This window comes from Kitasatospora sp. NPDC057223 (assembly GCF_042669755.1).
Lineage (GTDB): Bacteria > Actinomycetota > Actinomycetes > Streptomycetales > Streptomycetaceae > Kitasatospora.
In genome coordinates, this window is the sequence record NZ_JBHUWW010000058.1 from 12,034 (window position 1) to 28,069 (window position 16,036).

The 16,036-nt window shown below is 74.6% G+C and carries 15 protein-coding genes; 11 read left to right on the plus strand and 4 right to left on the minus strand.

Annotated elements, in window-relative coordinates; all coding sequences use genetic code 11:
• Positions 1 to 18: 18 nt before the first annotated feature.
• From ACFUK0_RS20960 to ACFUK0_RS20975, 4 genes are all read right to left on the minus strand, one after another.
• Positions 19 to 993: an LLM class flavin-dependent oxidoreductase gene (locus tag ACFUK0_RS20960; protein WP_380252326.1), complete on the minus strand. Its 975-nt coding sequence runs from the start codon at positions 991 to 993 to the stop codon at positions 19 to 21.
• A gap of 10 nt (positions 994 to 1,003) precedes the next feature.
• Complete coding sequence (locus ACFUK0_RS20965; protein WP_380252328.1) at positions 1,004 to 1,558, minus strand: hypothetical protein; 555 nt, start codon at positions 1,556 to 1,558, stop codon at positions 1,004 to 1,006.
• A gap of 47 nt (positions 1,559 to 1,605) precedes the next feature.
• Positions 1,606 to 2,448 carry an alpha/beta hydrolase gene (locus ACFUK0_RS20970; RefSeq protein ID WP_380252330.1) on the minus strand — a complete coding sequence of 281 codons (843 nt, stop codon included), beginning with the start codon at positions 2,446 to 2,448 and terminating at the stop codon, positions 1,606 to 1,608.
• A 241-nt stretch (positions 2,449 to 2,689) separates the two neighbouring features.
• Positions 2,690 to 4,138 (minus strand): MFS transporter, encoded by a 1,449-nt coding sequence (locus ACFUK0_RS20975; RefSeq protein ID WP_380252332.1) that lies wholly within the window; start codon positions 4,136 to 4,138, stop codon positions 2,690 to 2,692.
• A gap of 174 nt (positions 4,139 to 4,312) precedes the next feature.
• Here ACFUK0_RS20975 and ACFUK0_RS20980 point away from each other — a divergent pair, with 174 nt between their 5' ends.
• The 11 genes from ACFUK0_RS20980 (at position 4,313) to ACFUK0_RS21030 (ending at position 15,995) form a co-directional block, all read left to right on the plus strand.
• Positions 4,313 to 5,233 carry a helix-turn-helix domain-containing protein gene (locus ACFUK0_RS20980; RefSeq protein WP_380252334.1) on the plus strand — a complete coding sequence of 307 codons (921 nt, stop codon included), beginning with the start codon at positions 4,313 to 4,315 and terminating at the stop codon, positions 5,231 to 5,233.
• A gap of 327 nt (positions 5,234 to 5,560) precedes the next feature.
• On the plus strand, positions 5,561 to 6,196 hold the full coding sequence (locus ACFUK0_RS20985; protein ID WP_380252336.1) for a dTMP kinase: 636 nt from the start codon (positions 5,561 to 5,563) through the stop codon (positions 6,194 to 6,196).
• On the plus strand, positions 6,183 to 7,865 hold the full coding sequence (locus ACFUK0_RS20990) for a GH3 auxin-responsive promoter family protein (RefSeq protein ID WP_380252338.1): 1,683 nt from the start codon (positions 6,183 to 6,185) through the stop codon (positions 7,863 to 7,865). Before ACFUK0_RS20985 ends, ACFUK0_RS20990 begins: the two co-directional genes overlap by 14 nt.
• A 98-nt stretch (positions 7,866 to 7,963) precedes the next feature.
• On the plus strand, positions 7,964 to 8,821 hold the full coding sequence (locus ACFUK0_RS20995) for a class I SAM-dependent methyltransferase (RefSeq protein ID WP_380252340.1): 858 nt from the start codon (positions 7,964 to 7,966) through the stop codon (positions 8,819 to 8,821).
• A 1-nt stretch (position 8,822) separates the two neighbouring features.
• On the plus strand, positions 8,823 to 10,262 hold the full coding sequence (locus ACFUK0_RS21000) for an NAD(P)/FAD-dependent oxidoreductase (RefSeq protein ID WP_380252342.1): 1,440 nt from the start codon (positions 8,823 to 8,825) through the stop codon (positions 10,260 to 10,262).
• Positions 10,259 to 11,413 carry a hypothetical protein gene (locus ACFUK0_RS21005; protein WP_380252344.1) on the plus strand — a complete coding sequence of 385 codons (1,155 nt, stop codon included), beginning with the start codon at positions 10,259 to 10,261 and terminating at the stop codon, positions 11,411 to 11,413. The genes ACFUK0_RS21000 and ACFUK0_RS21005 overlap by 4 nt, the downstream gene beginning before the upstream one ends.
• A complete protein-coding gene (locus ACFUK0_RS21010; RefSeq protein ID WP_380252346.1) occupies positions 11,410 to 12,264 on the plus strand; it encodes a DUF6182 family protein in 855 nt (284 codons plus the stop codon). Before ACFUK0_RS21005 ends, ACFUK0_RS21010 begins: the two co-directional genes overlap by 4 nt.
• Entirely contained in the window at positions 12,261 to 12,944 is a 684-nt protein-coding gene (locus ACFUK0_RS21015; protein ID WP_380252398.1) for a LysR substrate-binding domain-containing protein, read from the plus strand. The genes ACFUK0_RS21010 and ACFUK0_RS21015 overlap by 4 nt, the downstream gene beginning before the upstream one ends.
• Positions 12,941 to 13,714, plus strand: a complete 774-nt coding sequence (locus ACFUK0_RS21020) for an alpha/beta fold hydrolase (RefSeq protein WP_380252348.1) — start codon at positions 12,941 to 12,943, stop codon at positions 13,712 to 13,714. The genes ACFUK0_RS21015 and ACFUK0_RS21020 overlap by 4 nt, the downstream gene beginning before the upstream one ends.
• Positions 13,708 to 14,562 carry a class I SAM-dependent methyltransferase gene (locus ACFUK0_RS21025; RefSeq protein ID WP_380252350.1) on the plus strand — a complete coding sequence of 285 codons (855 nt, stop codon included), beginning with the start codon at positions 13,708 to 13,710 and terminating at the stop codon, positions 14,560 to 14,562. Before ACFUK0_RS21020 ends, ACFUK0_RS21025 begins: the two co-directional genes overlap by 7 nt.
• 101 nt (positions 14,563 to 14,663) lie before the next feature.
• Positions 14,664 to 15,995 carry a cytochrome P450 gene (locus ACFUK0_RS21030; RefSeq protein ID WP_380252352.1) on the plus strand — a complete coding sequence of 444 codons (1,332 nt, stop codon included), beginning with the start codon at positions 14,664 to 14,666 and terminating at the stop codon, positions 15,993 to 15,995.
• Positions 15,996 to 16,036 lie beyond the last annotated feature (41 nt).

Consider the following 16,036-nt stretch of genomic DNA (forward strand, 5'->3'; position numbering starts at 1 on the left):
GGGGAGCGGACCGGAAGGTCACACCACCGCCGTCGCGAGAGCATCACTGCGCTCGGCCAGGCCGAAAGCCTGCGCCAGCAACTCGTGCGAACGCAGCCGGTCCTCGGGATCGTGCGTCAGGGTGTTCACGACGATCTCCCCGACCCCGTGCTCCACGGCCAGACGGGTCAGCGCGTCACGCACCCGCTCCGGCGTCCCCACCACCAGGGCCCGGCGGTTGACCGCCGCCCGCTCCGCCTCCGCCCCCGTCCACCGGTGACGGCGCGCCGTGGCCGGCGAAGGCAGCGGCAGATCCTGCCCCAGGTCCTTGCGGCTGCGCCACAGCAACAGCCCCTGCGCCAGCTCCTCGGCCTTGGCATCGGTGTCGGCGGTCACCACGCGCACGGCGAGCACCCCCTCGGCCGCCGCCCGCGCCCCCGAGGCGGCGTACTCCCGCCGGTAGTCCTCCAGCGCCGCCCGCCCGGGAGCGGGGGCGAGGAAGTGCGCGAAGGCGAACGACGTCCCCAGCCGCCCGGCCAGCGCCGCCGAACTGCCCCCCGCCCCGAGCAGCCACATCTTCGGCCCGGCCGGCCGCGCACCCTCGGCGCCGGCGCCCGGCGCGAACAGCCCCAGCAGCCGCCGCAGTTCGTCGAGCTGCTGGGGGAAGCGGTGCGCCGGGCCGCCCGCCCGCCCGATACCGAGATCGACCCGGCCCGGATACACCGACGCCAGCACGGTGAACACCTCGGCCACCTTCAGCGGCTCGTAGCGGGGCAGCAGCACCCCGCCGGTCCCCACCCGCAGATGGCGGGTACGGGCGAGCAGAGCCCCCGCCAGGATCTCCGGCGCGGTTCCCGCGAAGCCCGGCGAGTTGTGGTGCTCGGCCACCCAGTAGCGGGTGAAGCCCAGGCGGTCGGCGGCCTCGGCCAGGCCGACGGAGGCACGCAGGGCCTCCGCGGGGGAGAAGTCCTCGCCGACCGGTGTCTGGTCGAGGACGGACAGGCGAATCGACATGGCAGATCCCTCAGTTCCTCTGGTCGGAGCCGGCCGCGGCCATCGTGGCGGGAACGATCCGGAAATCCCGCTGGAAGACGAGATTGTGCAGGTCGGCGGTGATGATCGCGCGCAGGGTGGGGAGTTCGGCCTTCGCCTGCGCCGGACTGAAGACGTTCAGCGGCCACTCGCCGACCGTGGCCCCCCGCAGGTGGGGGTGGTGGAAGTTGCGCCCGTAGTGCGCCGCCAGGGTGATCGGCTCGATGCCCTCGGAGCGCTGCTCCGGCCAGGACAGCGTCCACAGCGCGGCCACCCCGCCGTCCGGCGTGCGCTGCACCCCCGTCCCCTCGGCCTTCCCCGTCCCGTTCAACAGGTGGGTGTTCACCTCCTCCAGCGCCTGCAGCGCGTAGGGGGCGAGCAGGACCACCGCCGAGAGGAACAGGTTCTCCTTCCCCCGGCGGCTCGTCACCTCACCGTGCGAACCGTCCCGCAGGTCACCGAAATGCCGCAGCAGCGCGGTGACATGGGGGAGGGCGGCAGTGCCGGCGCTGGCGGTCGTGGTGGCGCTCTCGGGGCCGCTGTTCATGGGTTTCTCCTTCTGGGACGGCTGCCGGTATGGCGGCACGGACAAGGTCAACTGGCGCTACTGCTACTGCTACTGCGGTTGTTGCTGCGGCTCGGGCCCGGCGCGAGCAGCCGCAGCCGCAGAGCCGCCCCCAGCCACTGCCGCAACTGCCCCTGGGGCATCAGGAAAGCCGCGTGGAGCATCTGCGGGAACTCCTGGAACACCACCTCGTTCCCCGCCGCCCGCAGCCGCCGCGCGAAGTCACGGACGTCGTCCGCCACCGGATCCAGCGCCCCGACGCCCAGGATCGCGGGCGCCAGCGCACCGAGGTCCTCGACCTCGAACGGCGTACTGGGGTAGCCGCCGGCGCCGTCCGTCCCGCGGAAGTCCTCCCACGCCGCGACCAGCGACTCCTGCGTCGGGAAGTTGTTCAGGTACCGCGTGTACGACGGGGCACGGCACTCGGGATCCAGCGGCGGATACGCCAGCACCTGCGCACTGAGCGCCTGCCCCCGGTCACGCCGCACCAGGGCCGCCAGCGCCGCGAGCGTCCCCCCGGCACTGTCGCCGCCCACCGCCACCGGCGGCAGGCCCTCCTCCTCGGCCCGCTCCTGGGCCCAGTCCAGCACCGCCAGGACGTCCTGGAGCGCGGCGGGGTGCCGGTGCTCCGGCGACAGCCGGTAGTCGACGCTGACCACGGTGCACGCCGCCTGCACGGCGAGGTCCGCGCACGCCCGGTGCCAGCCCTCCGCCGAACCGCTGCGCCAGCTCCCGCCGTGCGCCCAGACCAGCCAGCCGCGGTGCCCGGCGGCGGGGCGCAGGATCCGCACCGGCACCGGCTGCTCCGCGCCCGGCACGAAGGCCGATTTCCACACGATCTGTCCGGGGGTGCCAATGGCCGAACCCGCCATGATCCTTCTCCGTTTCGCAGACCTGTCGGGAAGAGAGTCCGTGCTCGTACGACGGCGGCCGGCCCCGGTGCGCACTCCCGCACCGCGGCCCCTGGCAGCGGCCCGCCGCGCGGTACCCGCCAGGTGGCGGGTACCGCGCCCGGGGCCCGGCCCGGGGAAGCCGGGAGCTCCACCCTCCCGGCGCCCCGCAGGGGCAGCAACACCGACCTGGCCAGGTGGGAGCCGTCTGGTACCGGGTGGGTCAGGGGGTGGGGGTTTTGCGGGTGTGGAGGAAGAGGGCGGTGGTGAGGGTGCCGGCGAGGACGAGGGCGGTGTTGACGAGGACGGCGAGGCCGACGCCGTCGAGGACGGTGGTGTGGGTGGTGTGGGTGCCGATCTGGGTGGTGGCGATGGCGCTCATGATGGGGGTGCCCATGGTGATGCCGATCTGCTGGGTCATGGTGGCGAGTCCGGTGGCCATGCCCTGTTCGTGGTCGGGCAGGCCGGAGGTGGCGGTGACCATGAAGCCGACGATGACGAGCATGTTGCCGATGCCGCCGAGGAAGGTGGCGGTGAGCAGGAGCCACATGGAGGTGCGGGTGTCGCCGAGGGTGAAGAGTGCGCCGGTGGCGGCGGCTTGGAGGAGGCCGCCGGTGATGAGGGTGGCTTTGGTGCCGATGCGGGCGATGACCTTGGCGGCGAGGGAGCCGCCGATGACGGTGCCGATGCCGAGGACTCCGAAGGAGAGGCCGGCGGCGAGGGGGGAGAAGTCGAGGACTTCCTGGAGGTAGAGGGTCATCAGGAAGACGAGGGATGTTTCGGTGAGGAAGGCGATGAGGCCGGCGAGGTTGCCCCAGATGACGGTGGGGCGCTTGAGGATGGTGACGGGGACGAGGGGGGAGGGGGCCTTGCTCTCGACGAGGTAGAAGGCGATGAGGAGCAGGAGGCCGGCGGCGAGGGAGATGAGGGCGGTGGTGTCGCTCCAGCCGTTCTCGCCGGCGCGGGTGAGGCCGAAGACGAGGGCGAGCAGGCCGAGGGTGACGGTGAGGGCGCCGGGGATGTCGAGCTTGGGGCGCTGGTCGGGGCGGGATTCCTTGATGACGCCGGGGGCGATGACCAGGACGGCGAGGGCGACGGGGACGTTGATGAAGAAGGACCAGCGCCAGGAGAGGAGGTCGGTGAGGACGCCGCCGAGGATGGCGCCGGTGGTGAAGCCGGCGGACATGAGGGCGCCGTTGAGGCCGAGGGCCTTGTCGCGCAGGGGTCCTTCGGGGAAGGAGGTGGTGAGCAGGGACAGGCCGGCGGGGGTGACGGCGGCGGTGGCCAGGCCCTGGGCGATGCGGGCGGCGATCAGCATGCCCGGGGAGGTGGCGAGGCCTCCGACGAGGGAGGAGATGCCGAGCAGGGCAAGGCCGACGAGGAACAGGCGCCGGCGTCCGAAGAGGTCGGCGACGCGGCCGAAGAACAGGGTGAACCCGGCGGCGCACAGGGCGAACGACGTCGCGATCCACTGCAGGTTGGACAGGGAGAACCCGAGGCCCTTGCCGATCACCGGCAGGGCGACGTTCAGGATCGAGAAGTCCACCGCCAGCATGAACTGCGCGACCAGCAGGACCACCAGCAGCAGCCGCAGACGGCCCGTCATCCGTACCGGTGGCGACCCCGCCTCCCGCACCCCGCCCGAAACCGCCGCCTCATCAACTACCGACATCACACACTCCTCATCCATCGCGGTGCTTACGGAGAAGAGCCTGCCGCCGCCGGCGCGGCCTACCCAGACCTCTGGTGTGAGTACCCAGCCCACGACTGGTCGCCCGGAGACTAGTCATCACAGGGATACCTTTGAACACCCCGCCCGCGCGCGGCGCGGGGCACACTGAGAACCATGGACACACCATCCGTGCTGGGAGACTTCCTGCGCAGCCGACGAGCCCGACTCCAACCGGAGGACGTGGGCCTGCAGGCCTACGGGGCCCGCAGACGCGTCCCGGGACTACGACGGGAGGAACTCGCACAACTGGCCGGCGTCAGCGTCACCCACTACACCCGCCTCGAACAGGGCCAGAGCACCAACGCCTCCGACGCCGTCCTCGACGCGATCGCCCGCGCACTGCGCCTGAACACCGACGAGACCGCGCACCTGCGCGACCTGGCCCGCCCCGCGGCCCCCGCCCGCCCCGCCCCGCTGCGACCGGACTACGCCCGCCCCGCCGCCGCCCAGCTCATCGCCGCCATGACCGACGTGCCCGCCGTCATCCTCGACCGCCGCAACGACGTCCTGGCCTGGAACCCGCTGGGCCACGCACTCCTCGCCGGCCACATCGACTTCACCGCCCCCCAGTCGCCGTCGGAGCGCCCCAACCTCACCCGCATGCTCTTCCTCGACGAGCACACCCGCGAACTCCACACCGCCTGGGAGGACGAGGCCAAGACGTCCGTCGCGGCGCTGCGCCTCACCGCCGGCCGCCACCCCGACGACCGCCGCCTCGCCGAGCTGATCGGCCAGCTCGCGATGAAGAGCGACGAGTTCGCCGGGATGTGGTCACGCCACCCGGTCCGCAGCTGCACCTTCGGCACCAAGCTGCTGCACCACCCCTTCGTGGGACCACTGGAGCTGTCCTTCGAGAGCATGCAGCTGGCGGACGACTCCGGGCAGCGGATGCTCGCCTACAGCGCGCCGGCCGGATCGGCCTCCGAGGCCGGACTCCAGCTCCTGGCCGGAGCCCTGCTGAACCACCCGCCGCACGCCGCCCGGCCCGCCGCCGCCCGCGGACACCTCGCCGGCGAGAAGCCGCGCGACAACTAGACCCCGCACCACCCGCAGACCCCCGGGAACGGGACGGACGGCCCTCGGCCGCCCGTCCCGTTCCTGCTGTCCCGCCCCCGCCGCACCCCCGCCGCATCCCCTGGCGCCCCGCCGCACCCCCGCCGTGTCCGAGCCGGCGGCCCGCCGCGAGAAAGCGCCCCTTTCCGGCAGACCGGATACACCTCTGCCAAGTTGCCACGGTCGCAGCGGGTGACCGCCCCGCAGACGGAAAACCCCCGCCCGCTCCCCTAACGTCGGCGCAGGGCCGCAGCCGCGCGAGGCGCGACGCGCCCCAGGGGAACCGTCCCTCACAAGGAGCGATGATCCATGCCGGAACACCACCCTGCCTTCTGCGTCCTCCTCGGGCCCGACTACGCGGGCAAGTCCTCGGCGATCTCCCTGCTGCGCGACACCGTGCCGTGGCGGACCCTCTCCGTCGACGACACCCACCTCGCACCGGAGCACACGCTGCTCACCCGCCTGCGCCGGGACGTGGTCCGCGAGGTCGCCGAACGGCCCGGCGCGTGGTCACCCGACTTCCTCGCCACGATGCTGCAGACCGCCGCCGTGCACCTGCGCGACCGGCTCTGCGCCGACCCGCACACCCCCGCCGTCGTCGACTCGTACTACTACAAGCTCCTCGCCAAGGGCCGGCTGGCCGGCGCCGACGACCACGCCGGCTTCGCCTGGTGGCGCACCTTCCCCCAGCCGCGCCGGGTCATCTACCTCGACGTGCGCCCCGCCACCGCCTGGCGCCGCAGCCACGACGGCCGCGACCTCAACCGCCTGGAGTACTACGGCCCCCAGCCGACCGCGGACGGCTTCACCCGCTACCAGAGCGATCTCGCGAAGACGATGCACGACGAGATCGCCCACCTCCCGGTGACGGTGATCGGCGAACACGGCGACCCCGCGCAGACCGCGGAGGCCATACGAAAGGTACTCGCGCATGAACTCGGCTGAAGCCTGGACGGACCCCGAGCGCCTGCACCGCTACCGCGAAAGGGTCTTCCACGAACGCGCCCGCCTGCGCGCCGCCCTGGCCGACGTCCGGGGGCACCGCCAACGCGTCCTGACGGACCTGCTGGAGTTCAACGCCGGCACCCACTACGGCCGCGAGCACGGCTTCGCCGCCGTCCGCACCCTGGACGACTTCCGCAAGGCCGTACCGATCCAGGACTACACCGCCCTGGGGCCGTGGATCGAACGGGCCGCCGCCGGCGAGCACAACGTCCTGACCGCCGACCAGCCCGCCGTGTACTTCACCAGCAGCGGCACCACCGGCACCCACAAGAAGATCCCCGTCACCCCGCGCTTCATGCACACCACGTTCTTCCCCTTCTACTACGCGGCGTGGGCCCCCCTGATCGAGCACTTCCCGGACGTCCTCGACCGCCCGGACGCCGTCCTCAACCTCAAGCACGACCCCCTGACGGCCCCGCCCACCACCGCCTCCGGCCGCCCCCACGTCGGCGCCAGCCAGGTCGACTTCGGGACGAGGTTCGGCGAACCGCTCTCCGCGGAGCCCGGCACCGGCGCCCCCTGGGCGGCCCTGCCCGTCCACGTCGACGCCGGCGCGCACCTGGAGAAGATGTACCTGCGGCTGCGCCTGGCGGTGGAGAGCGACGTGCGCTGCGTGATCGGCATCAACCCCGCCATGATCGCCGCGCTGCCGCACCAGCTGAACCTGTGGTGGCCCCGGATCCTCAAGGAGATCGCCGACGGCACCCTCGGCGGCCTGCCGCACGGCGCCCCCAACCCGCGGCGCGCCGCCGAACTGGAGCGGATCGCCGACCGCCACGCCACCGTGCGCCCCGCCCACATCTGGCCGCACATGCGCGCCCTGTTCTGCTGGACCACCGGACTCGCCTCCCTCTACCTGCCCCGGCTGCGCGAGGAGTTCGGCCCGGACGTGGCCCTCCTGCCCGCACCGGTCGCCGCCTCCGAAGGGCCGGTCGGGGTGGCACTCGACCGGCACCCCAGCGCCGGGAGCCTGGTCGTCACCGCCGCCGTCCACGAGTTCGCCGACGCCGAGGACGACCTCACCCCCGACACCGAGACCCTGCTGGCCGAGGAACTCGAAACCGGCCGCGACTACCACGTGGTCTTCAGCCACGTCGGCGGCCTCTACCGGTACGCCGTCGGCGACGTGGTCCGCGTCGTCGACCACGCCGGCGGCGCGCCCCGCGTCGAGTACACCGGCCGCGCCACCCGCTCCGACGCGGCCGGCGAGCGGCTGCGCGACGCCCAGGTGACCCGCGCCCTGGCCGTCGCCCTGGGCCGCACCGGCCTCGAACTGCGCAACGTCGCCTGCCGGGTGCGGCCCGCCGTGCCCGGCGCCGTGCCCGGCTACGAGTTCGCCATCTCCCCCCGCACCCCCTGGAACGAGGACGGGAGCCGCCGCTTCCTCCACCTCCTCGACGCGCAACTGCGCACCGAGTCCGCCGGCTACCGCACCGCCCGCGCCGGCGGCCGGCTCGCACCCCCCACCCTCCTGCGCCTGGCCCCCGAGGCCTTCGTCGAGGACTGGCAGCGGACCGTCGCCTCCGGTGTCCGGCCCACCCAGGTCAAGGACCGGCTGTTCCGGCAGGACGACGGCCAGTGGGCACGACTGACCGACGGGCACCACTGACCGGCGGCCACCACCGACCGACCGGCACCACCGACCGACGGGCACCACCGACCGACGGGCACCACTCACCGGCCGCACGGCCCAGGAAGGACACCCCTATGACCGCCTCACTCGACGCCGTCGAACGCACCGCCCTGCTCACCGCAGCCCTGCGGGCCGCCGAGACCCGGCGCCCCGACCGGCTCTACGAGGACCCCTACGCCGACGCACTGGCCGGCGACATCGGCCCCGAACTCCTCGCCCAGGTACGGGCCGCCACCTTCCCCGCCGACGGCGAGCGCACCCTGCCCAGCACCCCCGACTACAACGCCATCCGCACCAGGTTCTTCGACGACTACCTGAAGGACGCGGCCGCCGACCCCGCCACCACCCAGATCGTCCTCGCCCCCGCCGGCATGGACTCGCGCGCCTACCGCACCGACTGGCCCGCGCGCGTACGCTGGTTCGAGGTCGACCGCCCCGCCGTCCTCGCCTACAAGCAGGAACGCCTGGGCGCCGTCCCGGCCCGCACCGACCACCGCAAGGTCGCCGTCGACCTGACCTCACCCGACTGGGAACAGGACCTCCAGGACGCCGGCTACGACCCGTCGGTGCCCTCCACCTGGCTGCTCGAAGGACTGCTCTACTACATCCCCGAAGCCGACACCCACCGCATCCTCCAGCGGGTCGCCGCGATCTCCGCCCCCGGCAGCCGGATAGCCGCCGACATCGTCAACGCCGACGCCCTGACCCTCGCCCACATGCGCGGACTGCTGGACGTGTTCGAGAGCTGGGGCTGCCCCTGGCTGTTCGGCACCAACGAACCGGAAGCCCTCTTCGAGCGCTACGGCTACACCGCGCAGGCCCTGCAGCCCGGCGAGGACGGAGCCGACTTCGGCCGCTGGCCCGACCCCGTGCCGCCGCGCTCCGTCCAGGGCGTGCGCCGGGTGTTCTTCGTCCACGGCAGGCGGCGCTGACATGCCGGTGGCCGTCATCGCGGGAGGCAGCATCGCCGGCCTGGCCGCCGCCCTGGCCCTGAACGGCATCGGCTACCGCGTCCACGTCGTCGAACGCGGTGACGAGCCGCCACCGCGCCGGGCCGGCGAAGGCGCCCCGGACCGCCCCCGCCCCACCGCGCCGCAGGCCCTGCACTCGCACACCCTCACCTCGCTGGGCCTGCGCGTCCTGCGCGAACGCGCCCCCCGGGTCCTGGCCGCGGCCCGGGACGCCGGCGCCCACCTGCTCGACCTCACCCTGGCCATGCCCCCCGGCGCCACCGACGCGGCCCGCGAACCCGGCGACGACGAACTGGCCGCCCTCGGCTGCCGCCGCCCCACCCTCGAACGCGCCCTCCACGACACCGTACGCAACCTGCCCGGCGTCACCCTCCACCACCGCACGACCGTCGCCGCCCTGGAACTCGACGGCCCGCGACGGGCGGTGCGCGCCGTGCGCACCACCGCCGGCGAGCGGCTGCCGGCCGACATCGTCGTGGACGCCACCGGCCGCACCGCCGCACACCGCGCCTGGCTGCGCGACGCGGGAACACCCCCGCCCGGGGACCGCAGCGAGCCGTCCGGCCTGCGCGGCCACACCCGCGTCTACCGGCTCCTGTCCGCCACCGCCCCCGGCCCCCTCAACCGCGGCAACGCCGCCGGCGACATCTGGGACCACTACGCGGGCGTCCTGCACCCGGGCGACGGCGACACCTTCTCCATCGCCCTGGCCACCCTGCCCGGCGACCACGACCTGACCGCACTGCGCACCGCGGCCGGCTTCACCGCCGCGGCCCGCGCCACCCCGGGCCTGGACCCCTGGCTGGCGGACGGCGTCAGCGAACCCCTCTCCCCGGTCCGCGCCATCACCGCACCGCCCAACACCCTGCGCGGCGCCGCCCTGGCACCCCGGCCCCCCGTCACCGGGCTGTACCCGCTGGGCGACGCGGCCTGCACCACCAACCCCCTCTTCGGACGCGGCATGTCCCTCGCCCTGGAACACGCCTTCCGCCTCGCCGACCTGCTGGCCGCACACCCCCGGCCCGGCGAGGACGCCGCCCACGACGCGGCCCGGCTCACCGCGACACTCTTCCTGCCCTGGTACGAACACTCGGCCGCCGCCGACCGGGCCCGCATCGCCCGCTGGCGGGCCGCCGCCGACGGCGCCGCACCCCCGCCCGGGCCGCCCCCGGCCGGCCCGCCCGGCCCCGCCGCCGTGGCCGCGGCCGCCGCCACCGACGGAGTCGTCTGGCGCGCCCTGACCCGCACGCTGATGACCCTGGCCACCCCCGCACAGGCCCTGGGGGACGACAAGATCCTCGCCAGGATCCGCCAGGCACCCCCCCCCCCCCCCCGCCCGCAGGCCCCGCCGCGCGCCGAACTCGTCCGCCTCGTCACCGAGGCAGCCGGAGCCCGCCCGTGAGCGCCCGCCCGCCCGCGCCGGCCCGCCCGGACACCGCCGCCCCCCGCACCCGCCGCGTCCTGCTCGCCCCCATCACCGTCACCCCGTCCAAACCACTCACGCCCAGCCACCTCAAAGGGCTGCTGTGGACCGACGTCATGTACCGGGCCACCCAGCCGCTGGCCCACGTCACCTACCGCTACAGCCACACCACCTACCACCCCACCGAGCAGACCCTGGGATTCTGGGAGTACCTCGACCGCACCCAGGGCGACACCGACTACGCCGACCTCAGCGAGGAACAGATCGGCGCCCACTACGTCGCCTTCCGCGCCGAGACCGACCGCCCCCCGGCCCACCACCTGCAGCCCTACCACGACGCCGTGGAGCAGGGCTGGGTCCACCCGGCCTCGGCCCGGATCCTGCGCCTGTGGGCCGGGCACTACCGCAGCCTCGGCCTGCACGACCCCGGCCTCCAGGCCCACCAGCCCCCCGGCCTCGCCCTCGACGAGGCGTTCGCCACCCTGCGCGCCCACGGCATGTGCCTGGACCAGCGCCCCTTCGGCGGCCCCGTCCACCTCGACCTCACCCGCCACGGCCTGCCCCTGCGCCAGATCGTCACCCGCGACGGACGGCCCAACTACCTCGCCTGCGCACTGCGCGAACTCATACCCCTCGCCCGCGACTTCGACGAGATAGTCCTGCTCTACGACCCCGAACTGGACCCCGACTACCAACTGCTGGAACGCGTCCTGACCGCCCTCGGCCCCACCGTCCGCCGCATCCCCGTCGGCCGCGTGCCCATCGACGGCCGCATCCGCTCCGCCCGCCACGGCGGCGACCCCGGGCACCACGCCGCCGCGCTGCTCACCGCCGCCCACGCCGACCACGACGCCGACGCCGTACGCCTGGGCATGCGCCTCTACTTCATCGCCGTCCTGGGCCCCGGGCAGCAGCAGTCCTTCCGCCCCGACCTGCTGCGCCAGTGCCTGGGCCGCGCCCAGCGGCTGCTGGCCGCCGCGGCCCCCGCCGATCCCGCGCACCTGGCCGGCCTCCTCGGCGGGCACCGCCGCGACCACACCTACGTCGACCCGTACCGGCTCACCTCCGCCCTGCTCGGCAAGCGCCGCGCCGCACCCGCCCGCGACCTCCTCACGGAGGTGTTCGTATGAGCCCGAGCCCGAGCCCGAGCCCGAGCCTGAGCCTGAGCCCCGCCCAGGACCGGCTGCGCCACGCCGCGGCGAGCCGGGTCCGCCGCGCCCGCCCGGACCTCGCCGGCCGCTACGACCTGGACACCACCGAGGGCCTGTTCGAGGCCCAGCAGGCCGTCGCCGCCGGGGCGGGGGAGGAGGGCACCCTGGCCGCTGTTGTGGTGCGCCACGTCGACCTCGCCGCCTGGGCCCGCTCCACCTGCGAGTTCGCCCTCGCCCTGGACCCGGCCCTGGCACGGCCCTGGCGCCGCTCCTTCACCCGCACGGTGTTCCTCGCGGGCAACCCGGACAACCTGCGCGAGCGCTTCCCGTTCGCCCACACCGGCGCCGGCGCCGCCTGGACACCGCCGGGACCGGACAAGGACACCGCCGCCCTGCGCAGGCTCCTGAAGACCTTCGACGGGCCGGCCGGGCCGCCCGCCCGGCCCGCCACCGACATCCTCATCCCCGCCGGCCCCGCCACCGCCGGCCCCGCCACCGCCGGACCCGGTCCCGCCGGTGTCGGGTCCGCCGGCCCCGCCACCGCCGGACCCGACACCGGCGTCAGGGCCTCCCGCCACCGCGACCTCTACCTCGCCACCGCGGGGTGCACCCTCTCCGAAGCCCTGGTGCACCTCAACCACATCCTGGTCGAGGCGGTCCTGGACGGGCTGATCGCCCCGGGGGAGCGGCTGACCCTGCGCCAGATCCCCCGGCTCACCGGCATCGAAGCGCCGTTCGCCGCCCTGCGCGTCGTCGCGGAACCCCACCGCCGCGGCCGGCTCAAGGCCGCCGCCGCCCTCACCGAGGAGATCCCCCCTTGCCCGCAATGAGCGCACCGGCCGCCACCGCCGAGCCCGCCGCCCTCCCGGAGCCCGCCGCCGGAACCGCCGCCGGGCCCGCCGCCGGGACCATCCGGCTCGGCTACCACGGCTCGCCCGAGGTCGCCCACCGCATCACCGCCCTCGCCGGCCTCCCCGAGGCCACCGTCACACTCCACCAGTACGACATCACCGACCCCTTCCGCGGCCTGCGCGAGGGGGACCTCGACCTCATCATCGTCAAGTTCTCCCTCCGCGAGCCCGACCTCGCCGTCAGCCGGGTCCTCACCCACGACGCCCGCGCGGTCGTCGTCGGCGCCCGCCACCCGCTGGCCGACCGCACCTCCGTCTCCGTCGAGGAACTCGCCGACCACGACGCGTTCCACCGCCCCGGCAACCTCCCCGCCTACGTCTGGGACGAGGTCGTCCCGCCCCGCACCCCCGCCGGCCGGCCGATCCGGCGCCGCCACCGCGTCACCGACATCGCCCGCATGATGGCCCTGGTGGCCGAGGACGGCGCCGTGCACCTCTCCCTGGTCTCCCTCGCCGACGTCGCACCGCCCGCCGTGCGGATCGTCCCCGTCCACGACCTGCCGCCCGCCCCCGTCGCCCTCGCCTGGCACCGCGCGACCGGACTGCCCGCCCACGTCGCCCGCTACGTCACGGCGGCCGAACAGGCGGCCTCCCGGTGACCGCACCGACCAGAACCCCCGTCGTCCTGCTGCACGCCCTCTCCCTGCACGCCTCGATGTGGGACCACCACACCCAGGCCCTGCGGGCCCGCGGACACCAGGTCATCCCCTTCGACCAGCGCGGATTCGGCACCGCACCCCTCGGCACCGCGCAGCCCTCCCTCGACGTCGTGGCGGACGACCTCGCACAGCTCCTCGACGACCGCGGCATCGACCGCGCCGTCCTCGCGGGCTCCTCCATGGGCGGCTACGCCGCCATGGCCTTCCTCGCCCGCCACCCCGGCCGCACCGCCGCCCTCGCCCTGCTCTCCGCCCGGGCCACCGCGGACACCCCCGAAGCCCGCGCCCAGCGCCTGCAGTTCGCCGCCCTCGTCGAGGACGCGCCCGCCCGCGCGACGATCATCGACCGGACCACCCCGCTGCTGGTCGGCGCGACCACCCGCGCCCGCCACCCCGAGATCGTCGCCCGGCTGCTCGCCGACGCCCGCGCCGCGGACCCGAAGGCGCTCGCCTGGGCACAGCGGGCCATCGCCGCCCGCCCCGACGCCACCGCCACGCTGCGCGCCACCGACGTGCCCGCCGTGGTCATCGCCGGCGACCAGGACGTCCTGGTCGGCTTCGAGGAGTCCCGGCAGACCGCCGAGGCACTGCCCCAGGGCCGCCTGGTCAGCATCCCGGGCGCCGGACACCTGCAACCGCTGGAGGCCCCGGCCGCCGTGGCCGACGCGCTGCACGGCCTCCTCGACCGGATCGGAGACACACCGTGCTGACCGAGGACCACCGGGCCTGGGGCCACACCGCCTCGACAGGCCTGGGCTTCACCCACCACGCCATCGTCGACACGCACTTCCGCGCCTGCCGCGACCCCTACCTCGACCTGCTCCGCCAGGCGGGACTCCAGCCCGGCTGGCACGTCCTGGACGCCGGCTGCGGCCCCGGAGACTTCCTCGCGGCCATCGCCGGCCACCTCGGCCCCCGGGGCCGGATCACCGCCCTCGACCTCGCCCCGGAGAACGCCGCCCTCGCCGCCGAACGCGTCGGCGCCGCACCGCCCGGCTGCCCCGTGGACGTCCGCCAGGGCTCCGTACTGGACCTGCCCCACCCCGACGACACCTTCGACGCCGTCTGGTGCTCCAACACCGTCCAGTACCTCGACGACACCCAGCTCGACCGCTTCCTGGCGGAGGCGGTCCGCGTCACCCGCCCCGGCGGCCTCATCGCCGTCAAGGACCTCGACGCCCACCTCATCACCGTCCGCCCCGGCGACCCCTACCTCTTCCAGGACTTCTTCCGGGCCGCCGCCCGCACCCCGGGCTACGCCCGCCAACTGCTCCGCTCACGCGACCTCTACCGGCGGATGAGGCGCGCCGGGCTCACCGACGTCCGCCAGCGGACCGTCCTGATCGAACACCACGCCCCGCTGTCACCCGACGCCCGGGACTTCTACACCGAGGCCTGCGACCGGCTCGCCCGGCAGGCGGCGGAACTCGGCCTCAGCGAGGAGTGGCAGCGCTTCCGCCACGACAAGGACAGCCCCGACCACCCCCTCAACCACCCCGACGGCTACATCAGCGAGGGCAACGTCCTGGCGCTCGCCACCGTGCCGCCCGCCCCCTGACCCGCGCAGCCCGCACCCGCACCCGCACCCGCACCCGCTGACCCGCGCAGCCCGCACCCCCTGACTCCCGCCCCGCAGGCCCGACGAGGAGAACCCAGCCGATGCCCGCCCCCGCCCTGTGCCCGCCCGCGCCCGGCCAGGTACCCCTGCTCGGCCACGCCCCGGCCCTGCTGCGCCGCCCGCTGTCGTTCTTCGAGGCCACCCGGACCGCCGAACCGCTCGTCCGGGTGGGCTTCGGCCCGATCGGCCTCTACCTGGCGAACGACCCCGCCCTGGTGCACCGGATCCAGGTCGACACCGACTCCTTCGAACGCGGCCGCTTCTTCGAACGGCTCGCCAGCAACTTCGGCAACCCGCTCATCGCCTCCAACGGCGCCGAGCACCAGCACCAGCGACGCGCCCTCAAGCCCGCCTTCAGCCGCCGAAGCGTCCGCGACTACACCTCGGCCATCGCCGAGGAGAGCGAACGGCGGATCGGCGCCTGGCGCCCGGGCACGGTCGTCGCCGCCGACGAGGAGATGTCCGACCTGGTCGCCGCCGTCGTCCTGCGCAGCCTCTTCAGCACGCAACTGAGCCCCGCCACCGTCCGCAGCATCCGCGAGACGCTGTTCCTGATCGCCCGCCGGCTCCTCGTACGCACCGTCTTCCCCGACTTCGTGAGCTCCGTACCCACCCCCGGCAACCGCCGCTTCGCAGCCTCCGTCGCCCGCTTCCACACCACCGTCGACGAACTGATCCGCGAGCGCCGCGCCGACCCCCAGCCGCACCACGACATCCTGCAGACCCTGCTCACCTCCCGCCACCCCGCCACCGGCGCCCCGTTCAGCGACACCGAGATCCGCAGCGAGTTCCTGATGCTGCTGTTCGCCGCCCTCGAAACCACCAGCACCTCCCTCAGCTGGGCGGTGTTCGAAGCCGTCGTACGCCCCGACGTGCAGCAGCGCCTGCAGAGCGAGGCCGACACCGTGCTGGCCGGCGGCCCCCTCGGCTACGACAGCCTCAAGGACCTCACCTACACCCGCCAGGTCATCGACGAGACCCTGCGCCTGCACGCCCCCATGCTCTTCACCCGCCGCGCCCGCCACGACGTCACCCTCGCCGGAATCACCGTCCCCGCCGGTTCCGAGGTCGGCTACAGCCCACGAGCCGTGCACCGCAACCCCGACCTCTACCCCGACCCGGCCGCCTTCGACCCCGGCCGCACCGCCCCCGACAGCGGAACCGACCGCCCCCAGGGCGCCTACTTCCCCTTCGGCACCGGCCCGCACCGCTGCATCGGCGAACACCTCGCCCTGACCACCATGACCACGGCCCTGGCCACCCTCGCCGCCAGGTGGAACCTGCGGATCGCCCCCGGCACCCGCATCCGCGAGACCAACAGCTCCCTCCCGCACCTCAGCAGCCTCCCGCTGCTCCCCACCCCACGCGGGTGACCGGCCCGACCGTCGGCCCGACCGGCGGCGCGGGCACCGGC

Bases quoted from the DNA above. Each gene is read 5' to 3' on its own strand.
- ACFUK0_RS20965 (WP_380252328.1), bottom strand. From the start codon at position 1,558: ATGAACAGCGGCCCCGAGAGCGCCACCACGACCGCCAGCGCCGGCACT.
- ACFUK0_RS20975 (WP_380252332.1), bottom strand. From the start codon at position 4,138: ATGTCGGTAGTTGATGAGGCGGCGGTTTCGGGCGGGGTGCGGGAGGCG.
- ACFUK0_RS21010 (WP_380252346.1), top strand. From the start codon at position 11,410: ATGAGCCCGAGCCCGAGCCCGAGCCCGAGCCTGAGCCTGAGCCCCGCC.
- ACFUK0_RS20990 (WP_380252338.1), top strand. From the start codon at position 6,183: ATGAACTCGGCTGAAGCCTGGACGGACCCCGAGCGCCTGCACCGCTAC.
- ACFUK0_RS20970 (WP_380252330.1), bottom strand. From the start codon at position 2,448: ATGGCGGGTTCGGCCATTGGCACCCCCGGACAGATCGTGTGGAAATCG.
- ACFUK0_RS21000 (WP_380252342.1), top strand. From the start codon at position 8,823: ATGCCGGTGGCCGTCATCGCGGGAGGCAGCATCGCCGGCCTGGCCGCC.
- ACFUK0_RS20960 (WP_380252326.1), bottom strand. From the start codon at position 993: ATGTCGATTCGCCTGTCCGTCCTCGACCAGACACCGGTCGGCGAGGAC.
- ACFUK0_RS20985 (WP_380252336.1), top strand. From the start codon at position 5,561: ATGCCGGAACACCACCCTGCCTTCTGCGTCCTCCTCGGGCCCGACTAC.
- ACFUK0_RS21030 (WP_380252352.1), top strand. From the start codon at position 14,664: ATGCCCGCCCCCGCCCTGTGCCCGCCCGCGCCCGGCCAGGTACCCCTG.
- ACFUK0_RS20995 (WP_380252340.1), top strand. From the start codon at position 7,964: ATGACCGCCTCACTCGACGCCGTCGAACGCACCGCCCTGCTCACCGCA.
- ACFUK0_RS21015 (WP_380252398.1), top strand. From the start codon at position 12,261: ATGAGCGCACCGGCCGCCACCGCCGAGCCCGCCGCCCTCCCGGAGCCC.
- ACFUK0_RS20980 (WP_380252334.1), top strand. From the start codon at position 4,313: ATGGACACACCATCCGTGCTGGGAGACTTCCTGCGCAGCCGACGAGCC.